The sequence below is a fragment of the Ruegeria sp. AB9 genome (assembly GCF_056542585.1).
The window spans coordinates 307,329-331,648 of the sequence record NZ_JBQGAA010000001.1 but is presented as its reverse complement, the minus strand read 5'-3'; the positions used below and the strand labels follow the sequence as shown (position 1 = coordinate 331,648).

Genomic DNA, 24,320 nt, shown 5'->3' with positions numbered 1-24,320 from the left:
ATCGCGCGTTCGCGCGATTTTCATCTGCGGCGAAATATCGGTTTCCCTGCCGTTTGTGCCCCGCTATATGAGCCGGGTTTGATATTTCAGCGCAAAAGGACCGGATATGGCCAATGTGGTTGTTGTCGGCGCCCAGTGGGGTGACGAAGGAAAAGGCAAGATCGTCGACTGGCTCAGCGAACGGGCGGACGTGATCGCGCGTTTTCAGGGCGGGCATAACGCCGGTCACACGCTGGTCATTGACGGAGAAGTCTACAAACTGAACGCATTGCCTTCGGGCGTCGTGCGCGGCGGTAAGCTGAGCGTCATCGGTAACGGGGTTGTGCTGGACCCCTGGCATCTGGTCGGGGAAATCGCATCGATCCGTGAGCAGGGGGTCGAGATCACTCCGGAAACGCTGATGATCGCAGAAAACACGCCGTTGATTCTACCTATTCATGGAGAGCTGGACCGCGCCCGAGAAGAAGCCGCGAGCAAAGGCACCAAAATCGGAACCACTGGTCGCGGCATTGGGCCCGCTTACGAAGACAAGGTTGGCCGCCGGTCCGTTCGTGTTGCTGATCTGGCTGACGAAGCGACGCTTGAGGCGCGTGTCGACCGCGCGTTGCAGCATCATGATCCGCTGCGCAAAGGGCTGGGGATTGAACCGGTCGACCGCGACGGGCTGATCGCTCAGTTGAAAGAGATCGCACAGCAGATCCTGCCGTTCGCGGCGCCCGTCTGGAAAGTGCTGAACGAAAAACGCAAAGCCGGCAAACGTATCCTGTTTGAAGGTGCGCAAGGGGCATTGCTGGATATCGACTTCGGAACTTATCCGTTTGTGACATCGTCTAACGTGATTGCCGGGCAGGCGGCGACTGGTGTCGGTATTGGTCCGGGATCCGTGGACTTCGTTCTGGGTATCGTAAAAGCCTATACCACCCGTGTGGGTGAGGGGCCGTTCCCAACCGAATTGGACGACGATGACGGCCTGCGTCTTGGAACCCGTGGGCATGAGTTTGGCACCGTCACGGGCCGCAAACGTCGCTGTGGCTGGTTTGATGCCTGTCTGGTGCGTCAGACCTGCGCGACCAGTGGCGTAAACGGCATATCGCTGACCAAACTCGATGTTCTGGACGGCTTTGAAACGCTGAAGATTTGCACCGGCTATGAACTGGACGGCGAACGTCTGGATTATCTGCCCACCGCTGCTGATCAGCAAGCGCGCTGCAAGCCCATCTACGAAGAAATGCCGGGCTGGAGCGAATCCACTGAAGGTGCGCGCAGTTGGGCGGAACTTCCGGCCAATGCGATCAAGTACGTGCGCCGGGTCGAAGAACTGATCGAGTGCCCGGTGGCACTTTTGTCCACCAGCCCGGAGCGGGACGACACCATTCTGGTGACCGACCCATTTGCTGACTGATGAACGAAGAGCAGAAAACAGGTCTGAGTTACAAGGCGCGCCGGCGTTGGTCGCTGGTGATCCTTGTTATAGGACTGCCTCTTTACATTGTGGCGGTGGTGACGGTCCTAAACTGGCTGGAGCGACCCCCGATCTGGGTGGAGCTTCTGGTTTATATTGTTCTGGGCATTCTTTGGGCCTTGCCGTTCAAATTCGTTTTTCGCGGCGTTGGCAAGGAAGACCCGGATCAGTCCTGAGCATTGGAAAAACCGCAAAAGACTGGGCTCGCTGAGTGACACGCGTGTGAACGCGCTGTTTGCCTGTAATTTCATTGGCCATGGTGAAAGGTGTGGGCACAAGCGCATCGGTCAGACCCGATTCAATAGCCAACTCAGTTCCGTGTTTAGTTTTCAGGCGTTTCGCATCTGAGCGAGCGACAAAAAAAGGGCCGGGGGTTACCCGGCCCTGACTTCCAATCGGCGCAGCGGTTATCCGACTGCGCGTTCATCATCCGGACGGAAACCGATCAGGTTGGATGCCGCAAAACGGCCACCACCGGCTTTCTCGATTTTCCCATCGCGCAACAACTGTCCGAACGAACGCAGGCTTTCTTCTCGATTGAACTCATCCTGCTTCAATGAACGGACCTTGTTCATCAGTTGCGGGCGCGAGAATTGCTGCTGACCTTCGATAAAGGACAGATAAGCCGCGGCTGCTTCCAGAAGATCCTGCAGCGACTGAGCGCCCTGATCCTGTGCGAACTGTGCAAAGCCGCCTTCTTCCGATCCGGCGTCATCCAGATCTGAGGTGACGCGTCGCGGCATCACAGGGCCGGTTGGTTTGCTTTGATCATCCACGCGCTGCTCCGCCACCAGTTTCAACGGGGCCGGAGCCTCTGCTTCCGGGCGCATACTGGTCACATTAACTTCGGGGCGGCGCGGGCTGACCGCCGAAGCCAGATCAACGCGATATTCATCGACAGACGAGGTGCCCGAAGTCGCCTGGTCGTCACGGTCAGCCTCGGTTGCGGCAACAGCAGTGCGAAGGTGCGAATAAGTTTCGCGCGCATCACTGCTGGAGGGATCCTCCATGTGTTCGCCAGTTTTGGCCATCAGACGCGAGATATCCTGATCAGGATCGGCGTCATCAGTCAGTTTTTGGCTCGAGCGACCGGCCATGTCTTCTTCGATTTCAGAAATCTCGGACAGCAGGTTTTTTTCGTCGTCTTCGGTCAATAAACCCTGCGCCTGACCATCTTGGGAATCTTCAACAGGTTCATCGTCTGACTCAACCGCAACGTCTTCAACGTTGAGGATGTTTGGAACATCGTCTTCGTCGATTTCCTCGTCGATGTCTTCTTCAAGATCCGCGAACAGGGGCTCGGCGGGAAGCGGCGCTTCCGTTGTGTCTTCGATTTCTGGGTCCTGCAGGTGCTCGGGGGTCAGTGGCACCTGCTGTTCGGACACGTCCTCGATAATCGCTTCTGCGGTTTCGATGTCTGGATTTTTCGTTGGTGCGGATGCTTGCACTTCGTCAACATGCGCGTCTTCGACATCGAGTTCTTGCTGATCCTCAACGTCTGCAGTCGACAGCTCCGCAGGTTCTGCGAAGTCTTCTGAGCTGAGAGCTCCGGCCTCGAACGCGGCTGCCACCGCGTCCACCGGAGAGGCGGCGTCGGCAAGCAACGAAGCCTCCTCGTCTTCGGAATAGGCAGTGGCGGGGACGTCCGAATGGGACACAACGGCCCGGATACGCTGCAGTTTCGCTGCAATGCTATCAGCTGCCGGAGAAGGGGTGTCTTCGACAGTTTCCACATCTGCGTACGCGGTTTGCGCCAGGCTTGGCTGCGTATGTTCGGGAGTGGGGGATTTCATGATGTTGATGTCGGCCGTGTGCGGGGCCGGTGCATCAGAAGCGACAGGTGCCGGGTCTTCGTTACCCTGAGAGGCACGCAGCAACAGGCCGGATTCGTTTTGGCTGGCTTCGACGCGCTGCGATGCGTCGCGGCGTGCAATGCGGGTCAGCATTTCGGCGTCTGGTTGTGGAGGTTCCGAACCGAAATAACGATCATCCGCAGCAAGATCGCGGAAATATTCGGCAATGGCTTTCATCGTTTCAAAGGAATCGTCAAATCCTTCCAAAGTGCAGGAGAAGGTTCCATAGGAAACGGTTAATACCTTGTTATTCTGTACCATCAGACGCACGTCCTTTACAAACTACGAGAGCCAACTTACCCGGACTCGGGTGCACACGGAGGCTCTGAACTTTATGCATGAACCTATCATTTTGTGGTCTTAATGTGTCCAAATCCGGAAAAAATGGCCAATCTTAGGAAAAATGGTCCAATTGTGCGTTCTGTTGATCCAATCGGGCTGTTTGGGGGCGGATTTGTAGGCTCTGAGGATCTGAATTTGGTGCTGAACCGCGTCACTTCGGTCGTCGCAGCGGATGGCGGGGCTACAGTTCTGACAGAATCAGGTCGTATTCCAGATGCGGTCATCGGGGATTTTGATTCGCTGGACAAAGCGTCGAAAGCAAAAATCCCGGCTGACCGGCTTTTTGCCATTCGCGAACAGGACAGCACCGATTTCGACAAGGCGTTGCGCAATATACAGGCTCCGCTGGTTTTGGGGGCCGGGTTTCTGGGCGGGCGGCTTGATCACCAGCTCGCAGTTCTGAACATTCTTGTCAGACGTCAGGATCAGGCCTGCATCCTGCTGGGCGAGCACGAGGTGGTGTTCCACGCGCCCCCCCAAATCCGGCTTCCGGTGGCACCCGGAGACGTGGTTTCCCTGTTTCCAATGCGCCCCGTGACCGGGCGAAGTACCGGACTTGAATGGCCAATCGACGGGCTTGAGTTTCAGCCGGACAAGCAGGTGGGGACCTCCAATCGCGCGCTGTCGGATATTGAGTTGAAGATGGATGGGCCGGGTCTTTTAGTAATGCTTCCCCGCGCCACTCTCGATCCGCTTATGCAGGTGTTTCTGTCGGGGCAGACCGAGCGTTGGCCCGTTCGCGAAGAATGACGTACAGACCAGCGCCGATGGTGATCAGGATGCCGACCGCAGCCAGCCCGTCAGGCAGGTCGCTGAAAATGATCCAGCCGATCAGGGTCGCGACGGGGATTTCCAAATATTGCATGGGGGCCAGTGTGGCGGAAGGTGCATAGCGCAGCGACCATGTCATCAGCAGATGCGCGACTGTTCCCAAAACTCCGATCGCGATCAGCAACCAGTACATGTCAGGGGCTGGGAAAGTTGCTGACACCTCCCAGATACCAAGCGGCGTTCCGATCATAAGGACCGGAATCAGTACCACAGTCGCAAGGATGCCAGATATCGCCTGCAGCGAAACCGGATCAGTTTCCTTGGCGATTTGCCGCGTGACCAACATGAACAGGGCAAAGACCACGGCTACGATCAAAGGCAGCAGGGCAGGCGCACCGACCTCGGCAAAGCTGGGTTGGATGACCAGCAGGGTGCCGATGAATCCGACGATGCAGGCTACAAGGCGCCGCGCGCCGACCTCTTCGCCCAGAACGTATCTACCTAGCAGCAACATGATGAAAGGCATGACAAAGGCGATGGCGATGGCGTCAGCCAAAGGCAGGAACTGCAGCGCGCTGAACATCGCGGTTATGCCGATGATGTGCAGCAGTGTGCGGATGATAGTCAGGCGCATGATCCGTCCGCGCATCCGCCACGGCCGCCCTGTCATCGCCACAAGGGGGATGAGAATCAACGCTTGTACCGCGAAGCGGACTGTAACCAGCAAACCTAGTGGCGTCGTTTCGCCCAAAAGCTTTGCCATCGCATCCCCCAATGGTGCGAGCACGCAAAAACCTAGCATCAAGAAGATGCCTAAGACGGGGCGATCCTGAGTCATGCGCGCGACGCTATCTGCTTCGCAGCACAGTGGAAAGATCGAATATCAGACGTCGGGCAGAGGTTGAACCTTTGTGTAATCCGGCCCGATGCAGGTGGGCAGACCGTCATCCATTTGCAGCCAGCTAAGTTTTTCCTCGTGAGCAACATGCAATGTGGGTTGCATCGCCTCGGGGTTCTCTAAAGTAGCAACGTAAAGATGCAGCACATCCGACATTTTGGCTGAGCGGAAAGAGATCGGCGTACCGCAATGCGGGCAAAAGCTGCGCTCAACCCCGGGAGAGGAGTTGAAGCATTTCGGTTCTTCTCCGGACCAGTGCCACTGGCCATCGCGGACCGCGAAGTAGGTGGTCATTGGTGCGGCGCATTGGCGTCGGCAGCTGTCGCAGTGACAGGTGACACAGGACAGGGCAGGAGGGTCAATCTCGTACTTGATGCTGCCGCACAAGCAATGTCCACGCATATCGACCCTCTCCTATTGTAATCTCAGCAGTTTGGCACGTTCACGGCCAGCCCGCCAAGTGAGGTTTCCTTATACCTTTCGTGCATGTCATGGCCGGTCTGACGCATGGTTTCGATCACCGAATCCAAAGGTACGAAATGTTCCCCGTCCCCGCGCAGGGCCAGCGATGCTGCCGACACCGCTTTGATTGCGCCCAGCCCGTTCCGCTCGATACAGGGCACCTGAACCAGACCGGCGACGGGATCGCAGGTCATGCCGAGGTGATGCTCCAACGCGATTTCAGCTGCGTTTTCCACCTGCTCGGGTGTGCCGCCCATCACGGCGCAAAGCCCGGCCGCCGCCATGGCAGATGCGCTGCCGACCTCGGCCTGACATCCCGCTTCGGCACCCGAGATCGAGGCGTTGTACTTGACCAGCCCGCCAATCGCGGCGGCGGTCAACAGGAAGTCCTCGATATGGCTCTCCGAGGCACCGGGCACGTGGTCCAGGTAATAGCGCAACACAGCGGGCAGAACGCCCGCCGCCCCGTTGGTGGGCGCTGTAACGACTTGTCCACCGGCGGCGTTCTCTTCGTTGACCGCCATGGCGTAGACGCTCATCCAGTCGTTGATCGTGTGCGGCGCGGTCAGGTTCATGCCGCGCTCGGCGATCAGCGCGTCATAGATACCCTTAGCCCGGCGGCGCACCTTCAGCCCGCCCGGCAGGATGCCGTCGGTCGTCAAACCGCGCTCGATGCAGGCATTCATGACTTCCCACAAGCGGGCAGAGCCCTTGGCAAAACTGTCGGCACAACCGCGCGCAATTTCATTGGCTCGTTTCAGCTCGGCGATGCTCTTGCCACTGGATTTGGCCATCTCCAGCATTTCAACGGCGGATTTGAACGGGAATGGCACTGGCCCGCCTTCGTCTGTCGCTTTGCCTTCGGCCAGTTCTTCCTCGGTCAGGACAAAGCCACCGCCGATGGAATAGAACACCTGTCGCAGGATCACGTCGCCTTGCGCGTCCGTGGCCATCAGGATCATACCGTTAGCGTGTCCGGGCAGGTTGTTGTCGTAGTCGAAAATCAGATCGGTTTTGGGATCGAACTGAAGCGTGGGCAGGCCTTCGGGGGTAACCGTATGCGTGTTCGCGATGTCCGCCAATGCGGCCTCGGCCATGTTGTTGTCATAGGTATCGGGAACAAAGCCGGCCAATCCCAGAATAGTCGCTCGGTCTGTCGCATGGCCGACGCCGGTAAAGGCGAGCGAGCCATGAAGCGATCCTTTCAGACCCGCAAATTCAAAAGGCGATGCGCGCATCATGTCCAGAAAGCGTGCCGCAGCCACCATGGGGCCCATAGTGTGCGATGAGGACGGGCCGATGCCCACTTTGAACATATCGAAGACAGAGAGGAACATATCAGGTAGCTGAGCCTTCTAAGGGGTTGGCGTAAGTAGGAGATGTGAACGGTGTGAGCCCCAGACCCTCAGCCGCAATAGCCGAGTGGGTGGCGGGGCGCGTTTCTAGCTGCATCAGGATGGTCTGCAGGTTCGGGGTGTCAGCCAGTTGATACCAACTGCGATCTGCCTTGGCCGGATACAAGGCCATCCAGCGCATCATACAGGCGACATAGTAATTCAGAACCGACGGGCTGTTCGCCCTGAACCAGGCCGGGGCACGTTTGGTGAGCGCGTCCAGCAGTTGCAGATGCTGCTGCAACCGTGGGCGAATGCCTGCACGCAGCGTGTCAGCCTGAGACGGATCGATGTATTTCTCAGCGTAGAACAGGATGCGCAGATCGGCGTGCAGAGTATTGGAGGCAAAGAACAGCCATTTCAAAAACTCGGCACGTTCAGGGGCTTCCGCTGCCGGGGCCAGTTGCCCATGTCTCTCGGACAGCCACAGCAGGATTGCCGCAGTTTCAAAAATCGGTCCTTGCGGCGTTTCCAGCACAGGGATCAGTCCGTTGGGGTTCAATGCCCGATACGCTGCGCTGTCCTGTTCGTTCCGACGGCGATCCACCAGCACGGTATCATAGGGCACACCCATTTCTTCCAGCACCAGCCGGATCACCAGAGAGGCGTTATCAGGAGCATAATGCAGGCGGTATCGGGTCATCATGCGGGCAATCTATATGACAAAGATGTGGGTGTAAGACATGATTGCGACGTTTCCGATAGGAAACGCGCAATGTTGAGACATCTTTACGCTTGCCGGACCGCAAATTGTGGTCGCAGTTGTGCGGCGCATTCCCTATAACTCCGGCAGACTAAACTGGGAAAGCTGCCATGACCGGAGATCTGTCGCCCATCGACACCGCAAAATACGTGGCTGCATGCCGTGCCGCCGAGATGGTCGAAGACGGAATGCGTGTGGGTCTTGGGACGGGATCAACAGCCGCATGGCTGGTGCGCCGTCTGGGTGAACGGGTGCAGGACGAAGGTTTGCGGATCAAGGGTGTCCCCACGTCCACCCGCACCGCGCAGTTGGCGCGCGAGGTGGGGATTGAGGTCATTTCTCTGGATCAGGCCGGGTGGCTGGATATGACCATCGACGGGGCGGATGAATTCGACGGTGATCTGAACCTGATCAAGGGCGGTGGCGGCGCGCACTTGCAGGAAAAAATTGTGGCCACGGCCAGCGATCAGATGATCGTCATCGCCGATGCGGGGAAAGAGGTGGAAACGCTGGGTGCTTTTCCTTTGCCGGTAGAGGTTGTTCCCTTCGGCTGGCAGACCACCCGAACCCTGATCGAAGAAGCGCTGGATACGATGGATGTGCTTGGAACCTCGTCGGCGTTGCGTATGAATGGCGAGGCCCCGTTTGTAACGGATGAAGGTAACCACATCCTGGACCTACACCTTCAGCGCATCGGTAACCCTCGTCAGATGGCGCTGATCCTGAACCAAGTGCCGGGCGTGGTCGAAAACGGTCTGTTCATCGATATCTGTGACAAGGTCGTCATCGGCCATGGCGACGGGCGGGTCGAACTGCGGGATATCAATGCGGGCACCATTGAACTGGATCAGCTGTTAAGTGGATCCCGAGAGAACCTGTTTTCCGATAAAACGGACTGAGTTTTATGAAAGCCAATCGGACAAGCGTCGGTAAAAGGTCGAAAATTCCGCGCCCCGGGGGTTGGCATCGGGGTTTTCACGCCCAGATATCCAAGGAATTTTTGCAAGTTGAACGAAGGAACCCGGCATGAGCTTTGACTATGATCTTTTTGTCATCGGAGGCGGCTCGGGCGGGGTTCGCGCAGCGCGGGTGGCGGCCGGTGAAAACGGAGCCAAGGTGGCGCTGGCGGAGGAGGACCGCTATGGCGGAACCTGCGTGATCCGGGGCTGCGTGCCAAAAAAACTGATGGTTTTTGCCAGCGAGTTTGCGGAAACGGTCGGAGACGCGCAGGCCTATGGCTGGGATATCAAGCCGGGTGCGTTTAATTGGGATACCTTCAAGGGAAAGCTGCATGCCGAACTGGATCGGCTGGAGGGCATCTATCGCGGTATTCTCAAGAACAACGGCGTCGAAAGCTTTGATCAGCGCGCTCATGTCGTCGATCCGCACACGGTTGAACTGGCAGACGGCACCCGCAAGACCGCCAAGCATATTCTGGTGGCCACCGGAGGTCGTCCGGTTGTGCCAGAGTTTCCGGGCTCGGAACTGGCGATCACTTCGAACGAGATATTTCATCTGGAAAAGCTGCCCGAAACCATGCTGATCGTCGGTGGCGGCTATATTGCCTGTGAATTCGCCGGGATCATGAACGGGCTGGGGGTCAAGACGACTCAGTTCTATCGTGGTGCACAGATCCTTCGTGGGTTTGACGACGAGGCGCGTGGGCTGATCAGCGAAGAGATGTGTCAGAATGGCATCGACCTGCATTTGGGCACCAACGTACTTGAGATGAAAAAGCAGGGCGACAAGATCTGGGTCAAAGCCACCAATGGATCGGAGCAGACCTTCGACGTTGTGATGTACGCAACCGGTCGCGCGCCGAATGCAGATGATCTGGGGTTGGAAGCCCTTGGCGTTGAACGCGGGCGCAAGGGCGAGATCATCGTTGATGATTACAGCCAGACGGGTGTGCCTTCGATTTTTGCCATCGGTGACGTAACAGATCGGGTGAACCTGACTCCGGTTGCGATCCGTGAAGGCATGGCGTTTGTCGAAACGGTCTTCAAGGGCAACCCGACGCCGGTGGATCACGAGTTGATCCCCACCGCAATCTTTACCCAGCCTGAAATGGGTACCGTGGGCCTCAGCGAAGAAGCAGCGGCGGAACAGGAACCGATCGAGGTCTACGCGACGTCGTTTAAGCCAATGCAGAAGGCGTTTGCCGGTGGCACGCAACGTGTTCTGATGAAACTGATTGTCTCTCAGGCCACCCGCAAAGTTCTGGGGTGCCACATCGTGGCACCGGGTGCCGGTGAGATGATTCAGCTGGCTGGTATCGCCGTAAAGATGGGCGCGACCAAGGAAGATTTCGACCGCACGGTTGCAGTTCATCCGGTGATGGCCGAAGAACTGGTGACAATGCGGCAACCTGTACGCACGGCTTGATTTGCAAGCGCGCGCACACACGTTACAAGGGAACCCGTGATCACACGGTCCAATACAAGGGAAAAGATACATATGGCGGGCAACAGCGGCGGCCCCTGGGGGGGCGGAGGCTCATCCGGTGGCGGAGGAAATCGGGGTAACAACGGGGACGGGCGCAAGCCCCCCGAAAGCGACGGCCCGCAGATCCCCGAGATCGATGAGCTGATGAAAAAAGGCCAGGAGCAGCTGCGCGTCCTCATGGGCGGTCGCGGCGGCGGTGGCCGTGGCGGCAGCGGTGGTCAGGGCGGCGGTGGCCCGGCCTTTACAAAGGGCACAGTTGCCATCGGTCTGGTGGCGGCTGCCGTTTTGTGGGGGCTTGCCAGTTTTTACACTGTCAAACCTGAAGAACAGTCGGTTGAGCTGTTTCTGGGCGAGTTTTCGGCTGTCGGCAATCCGGGTCTAAATTTTGCACCATGGCCGTTTGTCACAGCCGAGGTCATTCCTGTGACCCGCGAACAGAACGAAGACATGGGCGGTGCCCGCGGTAGTGACGATGGCCTGATGCTGACCGGCGACGAGAATGTGGTCGACATTGATTATCAGGTTGTCTGGAACATCAACGATCCGGCCAAATACTTGTTCAACCTGCGCGATCCGCGACAGACAATCCGGGCCGTTTCTGAATCGGCGATGCGTGAGATCATCGCGCAAAGCGAACTGGCACCGATCCTGAACCGCGACCGCGGTATCATCGCGGACCGTTTGCAGGAACTGATTCAGGCGACCATGGACAGTTACGATTCAGGTGTGAACATTGTCCGCGTGAACTTTGACAAGGCCGACCCGCCGCAGGACGTGATTGCTGCGTTCCGCGACGTTCAGGCTGCTGCGCAGGAGCGTGACCGACTGCAAAACGTGGCTGATGCTTATGCCAATCGGGTTCTTGCCGAAGCACGTGGTGAAGCTGCACAGGTTCTGGAAGAAGCCGAAGCCTATCGCGCCCAGCAGATCAACGGTGCGCAAGGTGAAGCCAGCCGTTTCAGCGCGGTTCTGGAAGAATATTCCAAAGCGCCGGATGTGACCCGTAAGCGCCTCTATCTGGAACGGATGGAGCAGGTTCTGGGTGATGTAGACAAGATCATTCTGGACGAAAACTCGACAGGATCGGGGCAGGGCGTTGTGCCTTATCTGCCGCTAAACGAGCTGCGCCGTAGCCCTGCAGGGGAGAGCAACTGATGCGTAAAACGACATTTATTCTGCCCGTCGTCTTTTTGGCAATTGTTGGTGTCCTGTCTTCGATCTTTATCGTAGACGAACGCGAACGGGCCTTGGTTCTGCAGTTTGGCCGCGTTGTCACGGTGAAGGAAGAGCCGGGTCTGGCTTTCAAAATTCCGCTGATTCAGGAAGTGGTTCGATACGATGACCGAATCCTGTCAATTGACGTACAACCGCTTGAGGTCACACCTCTGGATGACCGTCGTCTGGTGGTCGATGCTTTTGCGCGCTACCGGATTTCCGATCTGGAGCAGTTCCGTCAGGCGGTAGGTGTTGGTGGCATTCCGGTCGCCGAAGACCGTCTGGATCGTATCCTGCGTGCTGAAACCCGCGAAGTCCTGGGTTCGGTGTCCTCGCGTGACATCCTCAGCTCGGACCGTGCGGCGTTGATGCTGCGCATCCGCAACAGCGCTATTGCTGAGGCTCGCGCGCTGGGCGTCAGCGTAATTGACGTGCGCCTGAAAGCCACCGATCTGCCGCAAGCCAACCTTGAGGCAACTTTCGACCGGATGAAAGCCGAGCGGGAACGTGAGGCGACCGACGAGCGCGCACGCGGTAACGAAGCCGCGCAACGTGTGCGCGCGCAGGCAGACCGTACTGTGGTCGAACTGGTCTCGGATGCCCGCCGTGAGGCGGAAATCATCCGCGGTGAGGCCGACGCTGAACGCAACGCGATCTTTGCCGAAGCTTATGGTGCCGACCCAGAGTTTTTTGAATTCTATCGCTCATTGACCGCGTATGAAAATGCACTGCAGGGGGGCAATAGTTCATTGATCCTAAGTCCGGACTCAGAGTTCTTCAACTACCTCGCTTCGCCAACCGGACGGCGGGCACCGGCGGCTGCGGCGTCTGAATAATGGGTATGATCCTTCTGGCTTTCGGGCTGGTACTGATTGTCGAGGGGCTGGCCTATGCGCTGGCCCCTTCGCTTATCGAACGGATGCTTGAAGCCTTGCGGGACCTGCCGGAGCAAGCCCGGCGTCTGGCCGGATTGCTGTGTGTGATCAGTGGGCTGATCCTGCTTTGGGGCGCGCAACAGCTGGGCTTTTGACGCAGTGGTTTCACTTGCCGGTGATTTCGCTGCGATCCCGAGTTGCTCACCGGGTCAAACTGACTACATTGGTTGGTAAGAAAGGCCGTGTACACGCGGTCTTGGCGAATATGTCGACAAGGAGAGCTCTAGTGCAGGCGAAAGCGCGCAGTGTATCCGTCCGGTGGGACGAAGTGAGTGTTTGGATGCGGCTGATGTGGCTGGCTTTTGCTGGTTCGCTGCTTTTGCTGGCGCAATCGGCCGCAGCTCAGGCCCGGGGTGAAAGCCTGGCACCGCTGGCAGAGAAAATCAGCCCGGCGGTGGTGAACATCACAACCAGCACCCTGATCGAAGGCCAGACCGGCCCGCAGGGTATTGTGCCCGAAGGATCTCCGTTCGAAGATTTCTTTCGCGAGTTTCAGGACCGAAACGGCGGAGATGACGATAACGCGCCGCGGCGCAGTAACGCGCTGGGATCGGGATTTGTGATCTCGGAAGACGGCTTTATCGTAACCAACAATCATGTGATTTCCGAAGCCGATGAAATCCTTGTGGAATTCTTCCCTGGCGATGGTCAGCCCAAGAAAGAGCTGGTGGCCAAAGTCATCGGAACTGATGAGAAAACCGATATCGCACTGCTCAAAGTCGAGGCTACGGGCCCACTGCAATATGTGAAGTTCGGCGACAGCGATGTGGCCCGTGTGGGGGACTGGGTCATCGCCATGGGCAACCCGCTTGGTCAAGGTTTTTCGGTGTCTGCCGGGATTGTATCGGCCCGTAACCGGGCATTGAGTGGATCCTATGACGATTACATTCAAACGGATGCGGCGATCAACCGTGGTAACTCGGGCGGGCCGCTGTTTAACATGGACGGCGAAGTGATCGGTGTGAACACCGCAATCCTGTCACCGAATGGTGGTTCGATCGGCATCGGCTTTTCGATGGCGTCGAATGTGGTCGTGAAAGTTGTAGATCAACTGCGTGAATATGGCGAAACCCGTCGTGGTTGGCTGGGTGTTCGTATTCAGGACGTAACCGAGGATATGGCCGAGGCCATGGGTCTGGACAAGCCCGGCGGCGCGCTGATCAGCGATGTGCCGGACGGTCCCGCCAAGGATGCTGGGTTGAAGGCAGGTGACGTGATCCTCAGCTTTGACGGCGTTGAGGTGGAAGACACCCGTGGTCTCGTACGACAGGTCGGTGAAGCAGAAGTTGGCAAATCCGTTAGAGTGATCGTGCATCGCGATGGAGGAACGCAGACCGTACTGGTGACTCTGGGTCGTCGTGAGGATGCGGAGCGCTCTGACAGCGGCGAAGAGGAAACGCAAGAAGCGCCGGTTGACGAGAATGCGGATATTCTTGGCCTTACAATATCCCCTTTGACTGACACTCTGCGAGAGGATCTGGGGCTGGATGCCGAGGCCGAAGGTCTTTTGATTACAGATGTCGATGAAGCATCCGAGGCGTATGCCAAGGGAATGCGGGCAGGTGACCTGATCACCGAAGCAGGTCAGCAAAAGGTGGAAACCATCGGAGATCTCGAAGCCCGGATGGATGAGTCGCGCGAAGCTGGCCGTAAATCCCTGCTGCTGTTGGTGCGCAGGGGCGGCGATCCGCGGTTCGTGGCGCTGAGCCTCGAGGAATAACCGAAAAGGCCGGGACAAGCTCCCGGCCTTTTTCTTGGCTACGGGCAGAAGAAAAGTCCGGATGAACGCAAAAAAATGAGCCATACGCAGTAATTGCGTATGGCTCAGATACAGGGAGAGGTCAGTGGACAGATATCGGGGATGATTCTCTGACCTCCTACGGTAACAAGTTCACCTTAGGTCACTATTGGTCCACTGGTCTGTGAACCAGATCACACCTCTTCAGATAAGATCAGAATCTGCCAATTCCCGCAGGGCTTCGAAATCCTGAATCAGCAAACCTCCCCGAGAGGCTTCGACCACATTGTCGCGTTTCCAGGTTGAGATGGTTTTGGACACTGCCTCACGCGTGGCTCCGACGAACTCGGCCAGTTCGCTCTGCGACAGGGTGATGCGTTCGGACGGGTCGTCCTGCAACCCTGACAGGTGCAACAGCTTACGGGCCAGCCGAATGGGCATGGGCAGAAAGACCTGTTCGTTCAACTGCGAGCCCATCCATCGCATCCTCAATCCGGCCAGACGGATCATATCTACTGCAAGATCAGGCTGTTGCCTGATCTGGTTCATAACATCGTTGCGGCGCACACGCAGCACACGCGAGGGCTCTGCGGCCGAGATGGTCGCTGTTCGCGGACCATTGTCGAACAAAGCGATCTCACCAAATACTTCGCCGGGGCGCATCAGGGTCAGTGTCAGCTTGCGGCCGCTCATGGCCAGGAAGGACACTTCAAGCGTGCCTTCCAGAATGGCGTAGAGCGCGTCGCCTTCATCATCCTGTTCGAATAGTATTTCGTCCCGGGCGAGAGAAATTTCGGTCGCCTGAGCCGAAAGCATTTCTCTGAGCCCGTCTGAGGCTTCGGAAAGGAAGCCGCTGTTGGGAAAGGCCGTCATGTATGCACCGATCTTGGGCAAGGTGTGAGTGTGGGTGGTGGCACAGCTTCCCATAGCTCGGCGCTCAAGCCAAGAATTTTGTTTGTTTTGGCAGGTCTGGCGGACGTTAGGGCAACTATTTCTGCTCGGGATCTTCCATGTAACGCTGCAGAATGCTGAACTGCAGCATCAGGAAAGCCATCAGTGCGATGGGAAAACCGAAGGTCTCGATCTTGACCCAAAGGTCCGTCGACATGGTGCGCCAGACGAACTCGTTCGCGGCGGCCAGAACTGCGAAACAAGCACAGAGGCGGCGCGTCAGGATCATCCAGCCTTCGTGTTTCATCGGCAGCATCTCGTTCAGCACGTAGGCCAGATAGGATTTCTTTTGCATCAGGCCTATACCGAGGATCAGGGCGAACAGGCCGTAGACAAGTGTGGTTTTCATCTTGAAGAACCGCTCGTCATTGAACCAGGCTGTGAGGCCGCCAAAGAAAATTACCATAAAGGCAGTAAAGATCTGCATCCGGCTGAGTTTGCCGGTCAGATACCACAAGATACCCATTGCCCCCAGCATCAGTGGAACAAAGATAATCGTGGCGATGATAAATCCGGAATACTCAATGCCGCCGATCAGAAAGCTGTCATCGCGCAAGCGCAGGTAGATGAAGAAAAAGGCCAGCGGGGGGCCCAGTTCCAGAACTTGTTTCAGAAACGGGTTGATGTCTTTTTTGCCTGTCATCGCTACTTCCTGCTGCTTACCCGCCCATTTCAACTATTACGGCGCCAAGTGCAATCAATGCCATCAAAGCGATGCGTCTTGGACCAACTGTTTCCTTGAGGACAAGCCAGCCGATCAGCGCGGCAAAAACGGTTGAGGTTTCGCGCAGAACAGCCGCTTCACCGACCTTATCCAGCCGTGTGGCCAGCATGATCGCCCCGAAGGATAAAGGGGCGATGATGCCGCCGGCAAGCCCGCGCAGCATCAGCGGACCAAGCGTGGGTCTGTACGTCATCGCGCGCCATCTGAGAAAGGCGTAGATCGGCATGGCCGCGCCATCGATCATGAAAAACCACGCCAGAAAGGTGAATGGATCGGCGGTGGCACGTATGCCATAGGCGTCATATGTGGTGTACAGGGCGACGAAAAGGCCGGTGATGATTGCCAGTGTCAACGCGATGCCCAACGTATCGCGGTTGGTTTCCAAAAATCTGAAATTATAGGCGGCCAACCCGAAGATCCCGGCCAGCAAGGTGGCTACGCCCAGCCATTGAACGGCTGAGAATGTTTCACCGAACAGAAGATAGGCGCCGATGACAGTGAAAAGCGGACCAGTACCGCGAACCACCGGGTAGACGACGGTATAGGAGCCTTTGGTGTAGGCCATGGCCTGCAGGGTCTTGTAGGCGATGTGGATCAACCAGACGAGGGCGAAGATCGGCCACATATGTGGTTCGGGCCAGGGCACCACGAAGAAGGCGAAAGGGGCGGCCATCAGGCAATAGCAGGCGTCAATGGCACCTCGGGATAGCCACGGGTCGTGCCGGCCTTTCTGCAGCGCTCCGAACACGGCGTGCAGGAACGCGGCCATCAACGCCAAGGCCAGCGCCAGTTGATGTCCAGCTTCGGTGCCTTCGAGAGAGATAAGCCAGTCGCTCAAATACGCAGACCTTTTGCGGGGCGGAGAGGGTGGGGGCCGTCTGCCCCAACACCCCCCCCGAAGATATTTCGGGCCAGATGAAGCGGAGGATCAGCCTTTGTCGAGGCCGGTCAGGGCGGCGGCGAATTCTTCGGGGTCGAACGGTGCAAGGTCATCAATCTGTTCGCCGACGCCAATTGCGTGGATGGGCAGGCCAAACTTGTCTGCCAAGGCCACCAGAACACCGCCTTTGGCTGTGCCGTCCAGCTTGGTCATGACGAGGCCCGAAACGTCTGCCAGATTACGGAACGTTTCCACCTGGCTCAGCGCGTTTTGACCGGTTGTGGCGTCGAGGACCAGCAAGGTGTTGTGAGGAGCGGTGTCGTCAACCTTGCGGATAACGCGGACGATCTTGGCCAGTTCTTCCATCAGGTCGGCACGGTTTTGCAGCCGACCCGCAGTATCGATCATCAGCAGATCGGCACCCTCTGCCTGCGCGCGGGTTAGCGCATCGAAAGCCAGACTGGCCGGATCCGAGCCTTCCGGTGCTGTCAGAACCGGAACTCCGGCGCGATCGCCCCAAACCTGCAGTTGTTCAACAGCGGCGGCGCGAAAGGTGTCACCGGCAGCGATGACGACCTTTTTGCCAGCTGCTTTGAACTGGCTGGCCAGCTTGCCGATGGTCGTGGTCTTACCCGAACCGTTGACGCCGACGACCAGCACCACCTGCGGCCGTTTGGGATAGATCGGCAAAGGTTTGGCAACGGGCTCCATCACACGGGCCACCTCTTGCGCCAGCAGTTGTTTGATCTCCGGGGTCGACAGCTTGCGGCCAAAACGCCCCTCGGCCATGTTTGAAGTGACGCGTAGGGCCGTATCGACTCCCATGTCTGAGGCGATCAGCAGTTCTTCGAGCTGCTCCAGCATGTCGTCATCCAGCGTACGGCGCATCTCAGTGGCGGCGCCGCGGTTGAACAGGCGGTTCAGGATACCTTTGGACTCAGGGATTTCCGGCGGTGGAGTGACGGGGGTGGGGTCGGTCGGGATCGGCGCGGGCGGTTCAACCGGTTGCGGCGCCGGGGCAGGGTCCGGAATTTCGGGGACGGGTTGCGGCTCGGGCTGCGGTTCGGGGATCACCGGGTCCGGAGCTGTTTCCTCGCCGCCATCTTCGACGATGGCTTCCAGCCCCTCTTCAAGACGAGATGAGGATTTGAACAGCTTGTCCTTTAGCTTTGAGAAAAACGCCATTTTTGGTCTCCGCAGGTGTTCCCTTCACCTAATGCGGATTTGCGGCAGTTGCAAAGGGTCACGCGAACGCAAGGACAAAGCCGAATTGCGCAGCCCAGTAAAGGGGCCAGACCAGATAGGGTGTCACCTTGAGGGCCGGATGGTTCGGCGGCAGCAGGAACTTTTCGGTCGCAAGGATCAGATCGGACGCGATGAAAGCAAATGCGGCGGGTAGTGCCCATCGCAAGGGGCCTGCATCCGGCAGCGCCAGTACAGTGACCCCCATGCCAAGGATGATGGGTATGTAGGTCAGGACGGGTCCTTTCAGATCTCCGGCGCGGGGTGCAAGCAATGTGGCCATGATGATGCCCAGGATGATCAAAGACCATACAATTGCAGGTGCGCTCCAAATTTGCGCAGCAGAACTGGTTGGATGAGACAGGAACAGAGCGATATAGGCCAGATGCCCGGCGGCAAAAGCGGCGATGCCAGCCATGAACGTTGCATCTGTTTCACGCGACAACAGGGCGTCGCCTGATGCACACAGAAGAAGCGCAAGAACCAGCAACCAAGGTCCGCCTTGTAAGACCGCTATGACCGCCAATAGGGCGACCGAAGCGGTTTTCAGAAAAGTGCGCCAAGATCCGGCGGGTCGAGCTGTCAGAGGCAGATAACCGAGGGCACTGCCAAGGGCGATCCAGAACAGTACGGTTGTCATGTCATCTCCTGGCCGTTTCAGAATAATCTGATCCGAGGTGTGACGTGAAATCAACCGCTTACGTTGAGTTAAGCGTCTTGTGATGACCCCGGCCCACAGGCGAATGGCATGACCGGAGCGCTTCTGTCAAAATGGGAGCATGTTCCGATTTCTGATGATTCTCGCAAGCATTGTCGCACAATATGCTGGGGCACAGACACCTTTGTCTGGCCCGGAATTCGATAGGTATACGCAGGGGAAAACCCTGTTTTACGGGTTCGAGGGGCAGGTGTACGGGGTTGAGCGTTACTTGCCGAACCGTCGCGTGATCTGGTCTTTTCTGGACGGGAAATGCAAGGAAGGTATCTGGTATCAGCGGGAAGATCAGATCTGTTTTGTTTACGAAGACAGGCTGGACCCCCAATGCTGGGTCTTTACGCAATCCGGCGGCGGTCTGATCGCGCAGTTCGAAGGCAATCCGCAAGCGACCGAACTGTATGAGGCAGAAGATCTTGGCGAAGAAATGGTATGTTACGGGCCGGACGTTGGCGTTTGATCAGCTGGTGCGCAGCTCATCATAGCTGATCATGACATGGTTTTGGTAAGCTGGCCTGCCTGCCAGCCTTTCGTAGTATCGGCGCAGGTTGGGCAGTGATGCGCGCGAAATCTCGATATCGTAGTAGCGATAGAGCACGTGTCCCAACTGGATATCGGCCAGCGTCAGGCAAGAGCCGCATAGGAATGCGTGTCCAGACATTTGCGTATCGGCGATCGCCAGCGTGCTCTCTAGTGCTGTGACAGCTCTTTCGATTGCAAGATGGTCGTGTTCTGCCTGAGGCGTTCGCACAACCTGCCAGAACACCGGTACCGTGAACGCCATCGCGACGTTGATCTTGGCCCATTCTGCCCATTTGTCCACTTCGGCTTGCTGGGTCGGGTTGCGCGGCCAGAAATCATCTTCACCATACGTGGATGCCAGGTACCGCAGGATTGCGCCTGTCTCCCAAAGTGGGGGCCGTTCGCCATCCTGAATCACGGGGATGGTGCCGTTTGGGTTCAGTTTGCGAAAGGCATCATTGTTCAGCCCACCGAACCTGTGCCCAACATCGTGGCGATGAAAATCCAGCCCCAACTCGCCGACGCACCACATCAGTGCCTGTACATTCGATGACGTCTTGCGGCCCCAGATTGTCAGCATGGCTTAGAACAGCGATCCCTGATCTGGCGTATCCGGTTTGGATTTCTTGGGCGACGATTTTGCCGCTGCTCCGGTGCTGAGGATGCCATCGGAGAATTCGATCTCCAACGCCGTGTGTTTTGCAGCCTGAGCTTTGGTGGTGACTATGTTCCCGTCTGCTCGGACGACCGCGTATCCACGTTCCAGCGTGGCTTTATAGCTGAGCGTTTCGCGCAGGCGGTCTGCCGCCTCAAGCTGTTGCTGAAGGCGTTCCAGCCGAGTGGATTGTGCGGTGTTCATACGATCGCCAAGTCGGGTGAGGTTTTGCCGCTGCTGGTCGATCTCGCGTTGAATTGGGCGCAGAGACAGGCGGGATGACAGGTTGCGTAGTGATTCCTGACGAGTTGTTACCAGACTGCGCAGGGTTGAGGGGCGCAGATGAGCGGACAGCTCCACCACTTGCAGGCGACGGTTCTGCACCCCGCGGGTCAGGGCAGGTGTTAGCCGATCTGCAATCAAATCAAGCCGTTGTCTCGGGGAGTTCAACAAGCTGTCCGGGCGCGGCAGGGCGCGGGACAGATCGCGCAGTCTTTGCGTTCGGCGTTGAACTGCATCCGTTGCCGCGCGCGACAATCGCGCACTTTGTTCTCCGGTCCAGGCGAGCAGTTCCATGCGGACTGGGACCGCCAATTCGGCGGCGGCGGTGGGTGTTGGTGCGCGTTGATCCGAGACGAAATCAATCAGGGTAGTATCGGTTTCATGCCCAACGGCCGATATCAGCGGGATGTTCGATTCGGCGGTAGCGCGCGCGACGACCTCTTCATTGAAGCCCCAGAGGTCTTCGATCGACCCGCCACCGCGGGCCACGATGATAAGATCAGGACGTGGCAATGCGCCGCCAGGCGTCAACTGGTTGAAGCCTTCGATGGCACGGGCAACCTCGGGCGCGCAGTTCGATCCTTGCACGGCCACGGGCCAGATCAGCACCTTGCGCGGGAATCTGTCACGAAGCCGGTGCAGAATGTCGCGGATCACTGCGCCTGAAGGGGAGGTCACAACGCCAATGATCTGCGGCAGATATGGCAAGGGCTTTTTGCGCTCGGGCGCGAACAGGCCTTCGGATTCCAGTTGCTTCTTGCGCTTTTCCAGCAACGCCATAAGCGCACCCTGACCAGCGACAGAAACCTCATCGACATTCAGGTTGTATTTGGATTGCGCTCCAAAAGCGGTAAGGCGACCAGTGACGACGACTTCAAGCCCTTCTTCAGGCACAACCGACAGGCCGGAAATCTGCCCTTTCCAAGTGGTGCAGGCCAGAACGTTCCGGTCATCCTTGATGTCGTAATACAGATGTCCGGATCGCGCCTTGAACACGCGCCCGACTTCACCACGCACACGGATTCGCCCGAACGAGCCTTCAAGTGTCCGTTTAACCTCACCCGAGATCTCGGACACCGTGTATTCAGGGGTATTTTGGCCCGGAATCGGGTCATCAAGCAGGTCGGACATTTCAGCGCCTTGTTTCAAATGTCAGGCCAGCTTAGAACGCCGCGCAGGCAAGGCCAAGCAGATCGGAGCGCATTCATGAACATCCTCATTCTCGGCAGCGGCGGGCGCGAACACAGCCTCGCATGGGCAGTGCTGCAAAACCCCAAATGCGACCGTCTGATCGTGGCACCGGGAAATGCAGGGATTGCTCAAATCGCTGATTGTGCTGCTCTGGATATCGAAAATGGAGGGGCCGTCGTCAGCTTTGCCGAAGAAAACGCAATTGATTTCGTGATTGTTGGCCCCGAGGCACCTTTGGCTGCCGGTGTGGCTGATCGCTTGCGCGAAGCCGGAGTTCTGGTTTTTGGGCCCTCAGCCGAGGCGGCAAAGCTGGAAGCGTCGAAAAGCTTCACAAAAGAAATCTGCGACGCGGCCAATGCGCCCACCGCAGCATATGCCCGGTTCACCGAAGCCGGACCTGCCAAGGCCTATATCCGCGAGCAAGGCGCGCCGATTGTGGTCAAGGCCGATGGTCTGGCCGCTGGCAAGGGCGTGATTGTAGCGATGGATGAAGAGACGGCCCTGGACGCGATTGAAGACATGTTTGGTGGCGCTTTTGGCGGCGCTGGCGCGGAAGTCGTCATTGAAGAATTCATGGAGGGTGAAGAAGCCTCGCTGTTTATTCTGTGCGATGGTGAGGACATCTTGTCCATTGGGACCGCTCAGGACCACAAGCGTGTTGGCGAAGGGGATACCGGGCTGAACACGGGCGGCATGGGGGCGTATTCTCCGGCACCGGTGCTGAGCGCGGAGGTTGAAGCGTGCGCGATGGAAGAGATCGTGCGCCCTACCATCGCCGAGATGAAGCGCAGGGGAACGCCGTTTCAGGGTGTCCTTTACGCAGGATTGATGATCAAGGACGGCCAACCGCGCCTTGTGGAATACAACGTGCGTTTTGGCGACCCGGAATGTCAGGTGCTGATGATGCGTCTTGGTGCGCAGGCGATGGATCTGATGCATGCCGCTGCCGAAGGGCGGCTGAACGAGATGCGGGTAAACTGGGCCGATGATCATGCGATGACGGTTGTGATGGCGGCCAAAGGGTATCCGGGTGCGTACCAGAAAGGCTCTGTTATTAATGGATTGGATGGGTTGCCTGAAGACAGCAGCAACATGGCCTTTCACGCGGGCACTAAGGCTGTTGGCGGGCAAGTGCAGGCTGCGGGCGGGCGTGTGTTGAACGTCACCGCGCGCGGGAACACGCTGCAGGAGGCGCGCGACCGGGCCTATAAAATGGTTGATGGTGTGGATTGGCCTGAAGGGTTTTATCGGCGCGATATCGGATGGCGTGCTTTGGATGGCTGATCGGGCAGGGGGCTTTAGCCACTTGGCTCCGAGGTCTCACCCCCAAGGTATTTTGGGCCAGATGAAGAGGCGGATCAGCAGTTCAGGGCTTGGGCGAGGTTTTTGGGGCCATTAAACGGGCCCAGGTCGGTTTTGGTCCAGCCGTTGTCGTAGGAAATTCTGATGATCCGCGACCAGTCGGCACTAGCCACGATCAGTTCCGGGCGGTCACCGCAGTTGCGCAAGCCGCCGAAGATGAAGTCCTCGCCGATTCGATGATTGGTCAGGCCTGGGATCGAGGTGACTTCGGTCAGGGCCTTGTCTTTATAGCGCCAGATGCGGAGCGTTTTGGCAAGGTGCGGGCGGTCGATATAAGCGATTTCTATATGGCCGTCGCCGTCCAGGTCGGCGGCTCCGATTGGGGCGAGCCAGCGGAAGCGGGTGCCTATGTAAGGAGTTGCAGCGATAAGGCCGCCACCGTTGTAGATTGCGAGCCTTGCACCTTTGTCGCGATGGCTTTCGACGACCATTGCTTCGCGTTTGCCGTTTCCGTCGATATCGACGAGGCGGGGTTTCAGGTCTTCGAAAACCCGTTCTTCGGGTAGTCGAATCGTATATGCAGCCCATCTGGGCGCATATTGAAGCACAAGGGCTCCATATTCGATTTGATCGCCGAGGACCCCATGTGGGTAGCGTGCGGTAGGTTGAGTGTACGTCGCCGTAATTAGGGGCTCGTATTCCCAAGGTTGTTGGGATTGGGCCGCAACAGGGCAAAGGCTGATCGCGATTGCTATTTTTGCGATCAGCCCAACGGTCATCAGATCTGCTTTTCGGGCATCTGAACGACCAGACCGTCCAGCGCATCCGTGACCTTGATCTGGCAGGTCAGACGCGAGCGGGCCGGGTCGGGCTCGAAGGCAAAGTCCAGCATGTCTTCTTCCATGTCATCCTTGCCCGGGATTTTCTCGACCCAGTCGGGATGGACATAGACATGGCAGGTCGAGCAGGCGCAAGCGCCGCCGCAATCGGCCTCGATGCCGGGAATGTTGTTGTCACGGGCCCCTTCCATGACGGTCAGTCCGTTGGCGACCTCGACAGTGTGTTCGGTACCGCCGTGCTCGACATAGGTGATCTTTGCCATTGCGTGCGTCTTCCTTTTGCGATGTTCGAATTCTTCCTTAGTGAAGGCATTTAGGTCTTTCCAGCCTCATTTGCGACTCAGTGCGCCGCCTCTGGACTTTCTTGCCATTTGTTCTATTTTTGTTCTCATGCTTGTTGCCCCTGTTCGCCCCGCGATCTCACCTGAGGACTGGCCGCGTCCGCCCGCCTGTTTGCCCGCCAGCCGGCTGAATGCCCCGCCCGAGGGGGCTCGGGTGACGGTGGCGGGGCTGGTGATCCTGCGGCAGAGGCCGGGGACGGCTAAGGGCGTGATCTTCGTTACGCTTGAGGATGAGACCGGCATCGTAAACGTCGTGGTCTGGCGCAAAATCTATGAGCAATTCCGCCGCGCGGTGATTTCGGGGCGGTTGTTGCGCGTGACGGGGCGGATGCAGAAGGCTAATGCGGTCATCCATGTGATCGCGGAAGAGATCGAGGATATTTCGGGGATGCTGGATGTGCTGGTGCGGGGGGAAGGGTAGTCAGCTAAGCGGACGAAACGGACATTGAGGTCATGTC

Annotated in this window: 26 protein-coding genes; 12 read left to right on the top strand and 14 right to left on the bottom strand. The window is 57.9% G+C overall.

Going from position 1 to position 24,320, the window contains the following annotated elements:
- Positions 1-106: 106 nt before the first annotated feature.
- Positions 107-1,402 carry an adenylosuccinate synthase gene (locus ACR0K5_RS01715; protein WP_480628013.1) on the top strand — a complete coding sequence of 432 codons (1,296 nt, stop codon included), beginning with the start codon at positions 107-109 and terminating at the stop codon, positions 1,400-1,402.
- A complete protein-coding gene (locus ACR0K5_RS01710) occupies positions 1,402-1,638 on the top strand; it encodes a DUF2842 domain-containing protein (RefSeq protein WP_480628012.1) in 237 nt (78 codons plus the stop codon). The genes ACR0K5_RS01715 and ACR0K5_RS01710 overlap by 1 nt, the downstream gene beginning before the upstream one ends.
- Before the next feature lie 231 nt (positions 1,639-1,869).
- On the opposite strand, the gene ACR0K5_RS01705 is transcribed toward ACR0K5_RS01710, so the two are convergent.
- Positions 1,870-3,576 carry a hypothetical protein gene (locus tag ACR0K5_RS01705; protein ID WP_480628011.1) on the bottom strand — a complete coding sequence of 569 codons (1,707 nt, stop codon included), beginning with the start codon at positions 3,574-3,576 and terminating at the stop codon, positions 1,870-1,872.
- 153 nt (positions 3,577-3,729) lie between these two features.
- Here ACR0K5_RS01705 and ACR0K5_RS01700 point away from each other — a divergent pair, with 153 nt between their 5' ends.
- A complete protein-coding gene (locus ACR0K5_RS01700; protein ID WP_480628010.1) occupies positions 3,730-4,407 on the top strand; it encodes a thiamine diphosphokinase in 678 nt (225 codons plus the stop codon).
- On the opposite strand, the gene ACR0K5_RS01695 is transcribed toward ACR0K5_RS01700, so the two are convergent.
- Genes ACR0K5_RS01695 through ACR0K5_RS01680 form a run of 4 tightly spaced genes read right to left on the bottom strand, consistent with a single transcriptional unit; the run spans position 4,352 to position 7,828 of the window.
- A complete protein-coding gene (locus ACR0K5_RS01695; protein WP_480628009.1) occupies positions 4,352-5,266 on the bottom strand; it encodes a DMT family transporter in 915 nt (304 codons plus the stop codon). The two genes, ACR0K5_RS01700 and ACR0K5_RS01695, sit on opposite strands and share 56 nt — an antisense overlap.
- A gap of 45 nt (positions 5,267-5,311) precedes the next feature.
- Positions 5,312-5,728 carry a GFA family protein gene (locus ACR0K5_RS01690; RefSeq protein WP_480628008.1) on the bottom strand — a complete coding sequence of 139 codons (417 nt, stop codon included), beginning with the start codon at positions 5,726-5,728 and terminating at the stop codon, positions 5,312-5,314.
- A gap of 23 nt (positions 5,729-5,751) precedes the next feature.
- The gene (locus tag ACR0K5_RS01685; RefSeq protein ID WP_480628007.1) at positions 5,752-7,125 is read right to left on the bottom strand and encodes an L-serine ammonia-lyase; all 1,374 of its coding nucleotides are present in this window, start codon (positions 7,123-7,125) and stop codon (positions 5,752-5,754) included.
- Between the two features lies 1 nt (position 7,126).
- A complete protein-coding gene (locus ACR0K5_RS01680) occupies positions 7,127-7,828 on the bottom strand; it encodes a glutathione S-transferase family protein (RefSeq protein WP_480628006.1) in 702 nt (233 codons plus the stop codon).
- 167 nt (positions 7,829-7,995) lie between these two features.
- On the opposite strand from ACR0K5_RS01680, the gene rpiA reads away from it, so the two are divergent.
- The 6 genes from rpiA (at position 7,996) to ACR0K5_RS01650 (ending at position 14,200) form a co-directional block, all read left to right on the top strand.
- Complete coding sequence (gene rpiA, locus ACR0K5_RS01675; protein ID WP_480628005.1) at positions 7,996-8,784, top strand: ribose-5-phosphate isomerase RpiA; 789 nt, start codon at positions 7,996-7,998, stop codon at positions 8,782-8,784.
- 127 nt (positions 8,785-8,911) lie between these two features.
- Positions 8,912-10,270, top strand: coding sequence for a glutathione-disulfide reductase (gor, locus tag ACR0K5_RS01670; RefSeq protein WP_480628004.1), 1,359 nt, complete (start codon positions 8,912-8,914; stop codon positions 10,268-10,270).
- A gap of 72 nt (positions 10,271-10,342) precedes the next feature.
- The gene (hflK, locus tag ACR0K5_RS01665; RefSeq protein ID WP_480628003.1) at positions 10,343-11,485 is read left to right on the top strand and encodes an FtsH protease activity modulator HflK; all 1,143 of its coding nucleotides are present in this window, start codon (positions 10,343-10,345) and stop codon (positions 11,483-11,485) included.
- A complete protein-coding gene (gene hflC, locus ACR0K5_RS01660) occupies positions 11,485-12,381 on the top strand; it encodes a protease modulator HflC (protein ID WP_480628002.1) in 897 nt (298 codons plus the stop codon). The genes hflK and hflC overlap by 1 nt, the downstream gene beginning before the upstream one ends.
- Positions 12,381-12,575: a DUF2065 domain-containing protein gene (locus ACR0K5_RS01655; RefSeq protein ID WP_480628001.1), complete on the top strand. Its 195-nt coding sequence runs from the start codon at positions 12,381-12,383 to the stop codon at positions 12,573-12,575. The genes hflC and ACR0K5_RS01655 overlap by 1 nt, the downstream gene beginning before the upstream one ends.
- 110 nt (positions 12,576-12,685) lie before the next feature.
- Positions 12,686-14,200 (top strand): Do family serine endopeptidase, encoded by a 1,515-nt coding sequence (locus ACR0K5_RS01650; protein ID WP_480628000.1) that lies wholly within the window; start codon positions 12,686-12,688, stop codon positions 14,198-14,200.
- A 222-nt stretch (positions 14,201-14,422) separates the two neighbouring features.
- On the opposite strand, the gene ACR0K5_RS01645 is transcribed toward ACR0K5_RS01650, so the two are convergent.
- The 5 genes from ACR0K5_RS01645 to ACR0K5_RS01625 all read right to left on the bottom strand — a co-directional run bounded on the left by ACR0K5_RS01645 (position 14,423) and on the right by ACR0K5_RS01625 (position 18,655).
- Positions 14,423-15,091, bottom strand: coding sequence for a Crp/Fnr family transcriptional regulator (locus ACR0K5_RS01645; RefSeq protein ID WP_480628744.1), 669 nt, complete (start codon positions 15,089-15,091; stop codon positions 14,423-14,425).
- Between the two features lie 115 nt (positions 15,092-15,206).
- On the bottom strand, positions 15,207-15,812 hold the full coding sequence (locus ACR0K5_RS01640; protein WP_480627999.1) for an inner membrane-spanning protein YciB: 606 nt from the start codon (positions 15,810-15,812) through the stop codon (positions 15,207-15,209).
- Positions 15,813-15,828: 16 nt separating this feature from the next.
- Complete coding sequence (locus ACR0K5_RS01635) at positions 15,829-16,731, bottom strand: EamA family transporter (RefSeq protein WP_480627998.1); 903 nt, start codon at positions 16,729-16,731, stop codon at positions 15,829-15,831.
- A 90-nt stretch (positions 16,732-16,821) separates the two neighbouring features.
- On the bottom strand, positions 16,822-17,958 hold the full coding sequence (gene ftsY, locus ACR0K5_RS01630) for a signal recognition particle-docking protein FtsY (RefSeq protein ID WP_480627997.1): 1,137 nt from the start codon (positions 17,956-17,958) through the stop codon (positions 16,822-16,824).
- 58 nt (positions 17,959-18,016) lie between these two features.
- Positions 18,017-18,655, bottom strand: coding sequence for a lysoplasmalogenase family protein (locus ACR0K5_RS01625; RefSeq protein ID WP_480627996.1), 639 nt, complete (start codon positions 18,653-18,655; stop codon positions 18,017-18,019).
- A gap of 139 nt (positions 18,656-18,794) precedes the next feature.
- Between ACR0K5_RS01625 and ACR0K5_RS01620 the strand changes: the two genes are divergently transcribed.
- The gene (locus tag ACR0K5_RS01620) at positions 18,795-19,190 is read left to right on the top strand and encodes a hypothetical protein (protein ID WP_480627995.1); all 396 of its coding nucleotides are present in this window, start codon (positions 18,795-18,797) and stop codon (positions 19,188-19,190) included.
- On the opposite strand, the gene ACR0K5_RS01615 is transcribed toward ACR0K5_RS01620, so the two are convergent.
- Both ACR0K5_RS01615 and xseA read right to left on the bottom strand, forming a co-directional pair.
- Positions 19,191-19,832: a glutathione S-transferase family protein gene (locus ACR0K5_RS01615; RefSeq protein ID WP_480627994.1), complete on the bottom strand. Its 642-nt coding sequence runs from the start codon at positions 19,830-19,832 to the stop codon at positions 19,191-19,193. It lies immediately after the preceding gene.
- Between the two features lie 3 nt (positions 19,833-19,835).
- Positions 19,836-21,320: an exodeoxyribonuclease VII large subunit gene (xseA, locus tag ACR0K5_RS01610; protein ID WP_480627993.1), complete on the bottom strand. Its 1,485-nt coding sequence runs from the start codon at positions 21,318-21,320 to the stop codon at positions 19,836-19,838.
- A gap of 75 nt (positions 21,321-21,395) precedes the next feature.
- Between xseA and purD the strand changes: the two genes are divergently transcribed.
- Positions 21,396-22,664, top strand: coding sequence for a phosphoribosylamine--glycine ligase (purD, locus tag ACR0K5_RS01605; RefSeq protein ID WP_480627992.1), 1,269 nt, complete (start codon positions 21,396-21,398; stop codon positions 22,662-22,664).
- 74 nt (positions 22,665-22,738) lie between these two features.
- On the opposite strand, the gene ACR0K5_RS01600 is transcribed toward purD, so the two are convergent.
- Both ACR0K5_RS01600 and ACR0K5_RS01595 read right to left on the bottom strand, forming a co-directional pair.
- Entirely contained in the window at positions 22,739-23,461 is a 723-nt protein-coding gene (locus ACR0K5_RS01600; protein ID WP_480627991.1) for an FG-GAP repeat domain-containing protein, read from the bottom strand.
- On the bottom strand, positions 23,461-23,784 hold the full coding sequence (locus ACR0K5_RS01595) for a 2Fe-2S iron-sulfur cluster-binding protein (RefSeq protein ID WP_480627990.1): 324 nt from the start codon (positions 23,782-23,784) through the stop codon (positions 23,461-23,463). Before ACR0K5_RS01595 ends, ACR0K5_RS01600 begins: the two co-directional genes overlap by 1 nt.
- Positions 23,785-23,911: 127 nt before the next feature.
- Here ACR0K5_RS01595 and ACR0K5_RS01590 point away from each other — a divergent pair, with 127 nt between their 5' ends.
- Positions 23,912-24,283 (top strand): OB-fold nucleic acid binding domain-containing protein, encoded by a 372-nt coding sequence (locus tag ACR0K5_RS01590; protein WP_480627989.1) that lies wholly within the window; start codon positions 23,912-23,914, stop codon positions 24,281-24,283.
- The last annotated feature ends 37 nt before the right edge of the window (positions 24,284-24,320 follow it).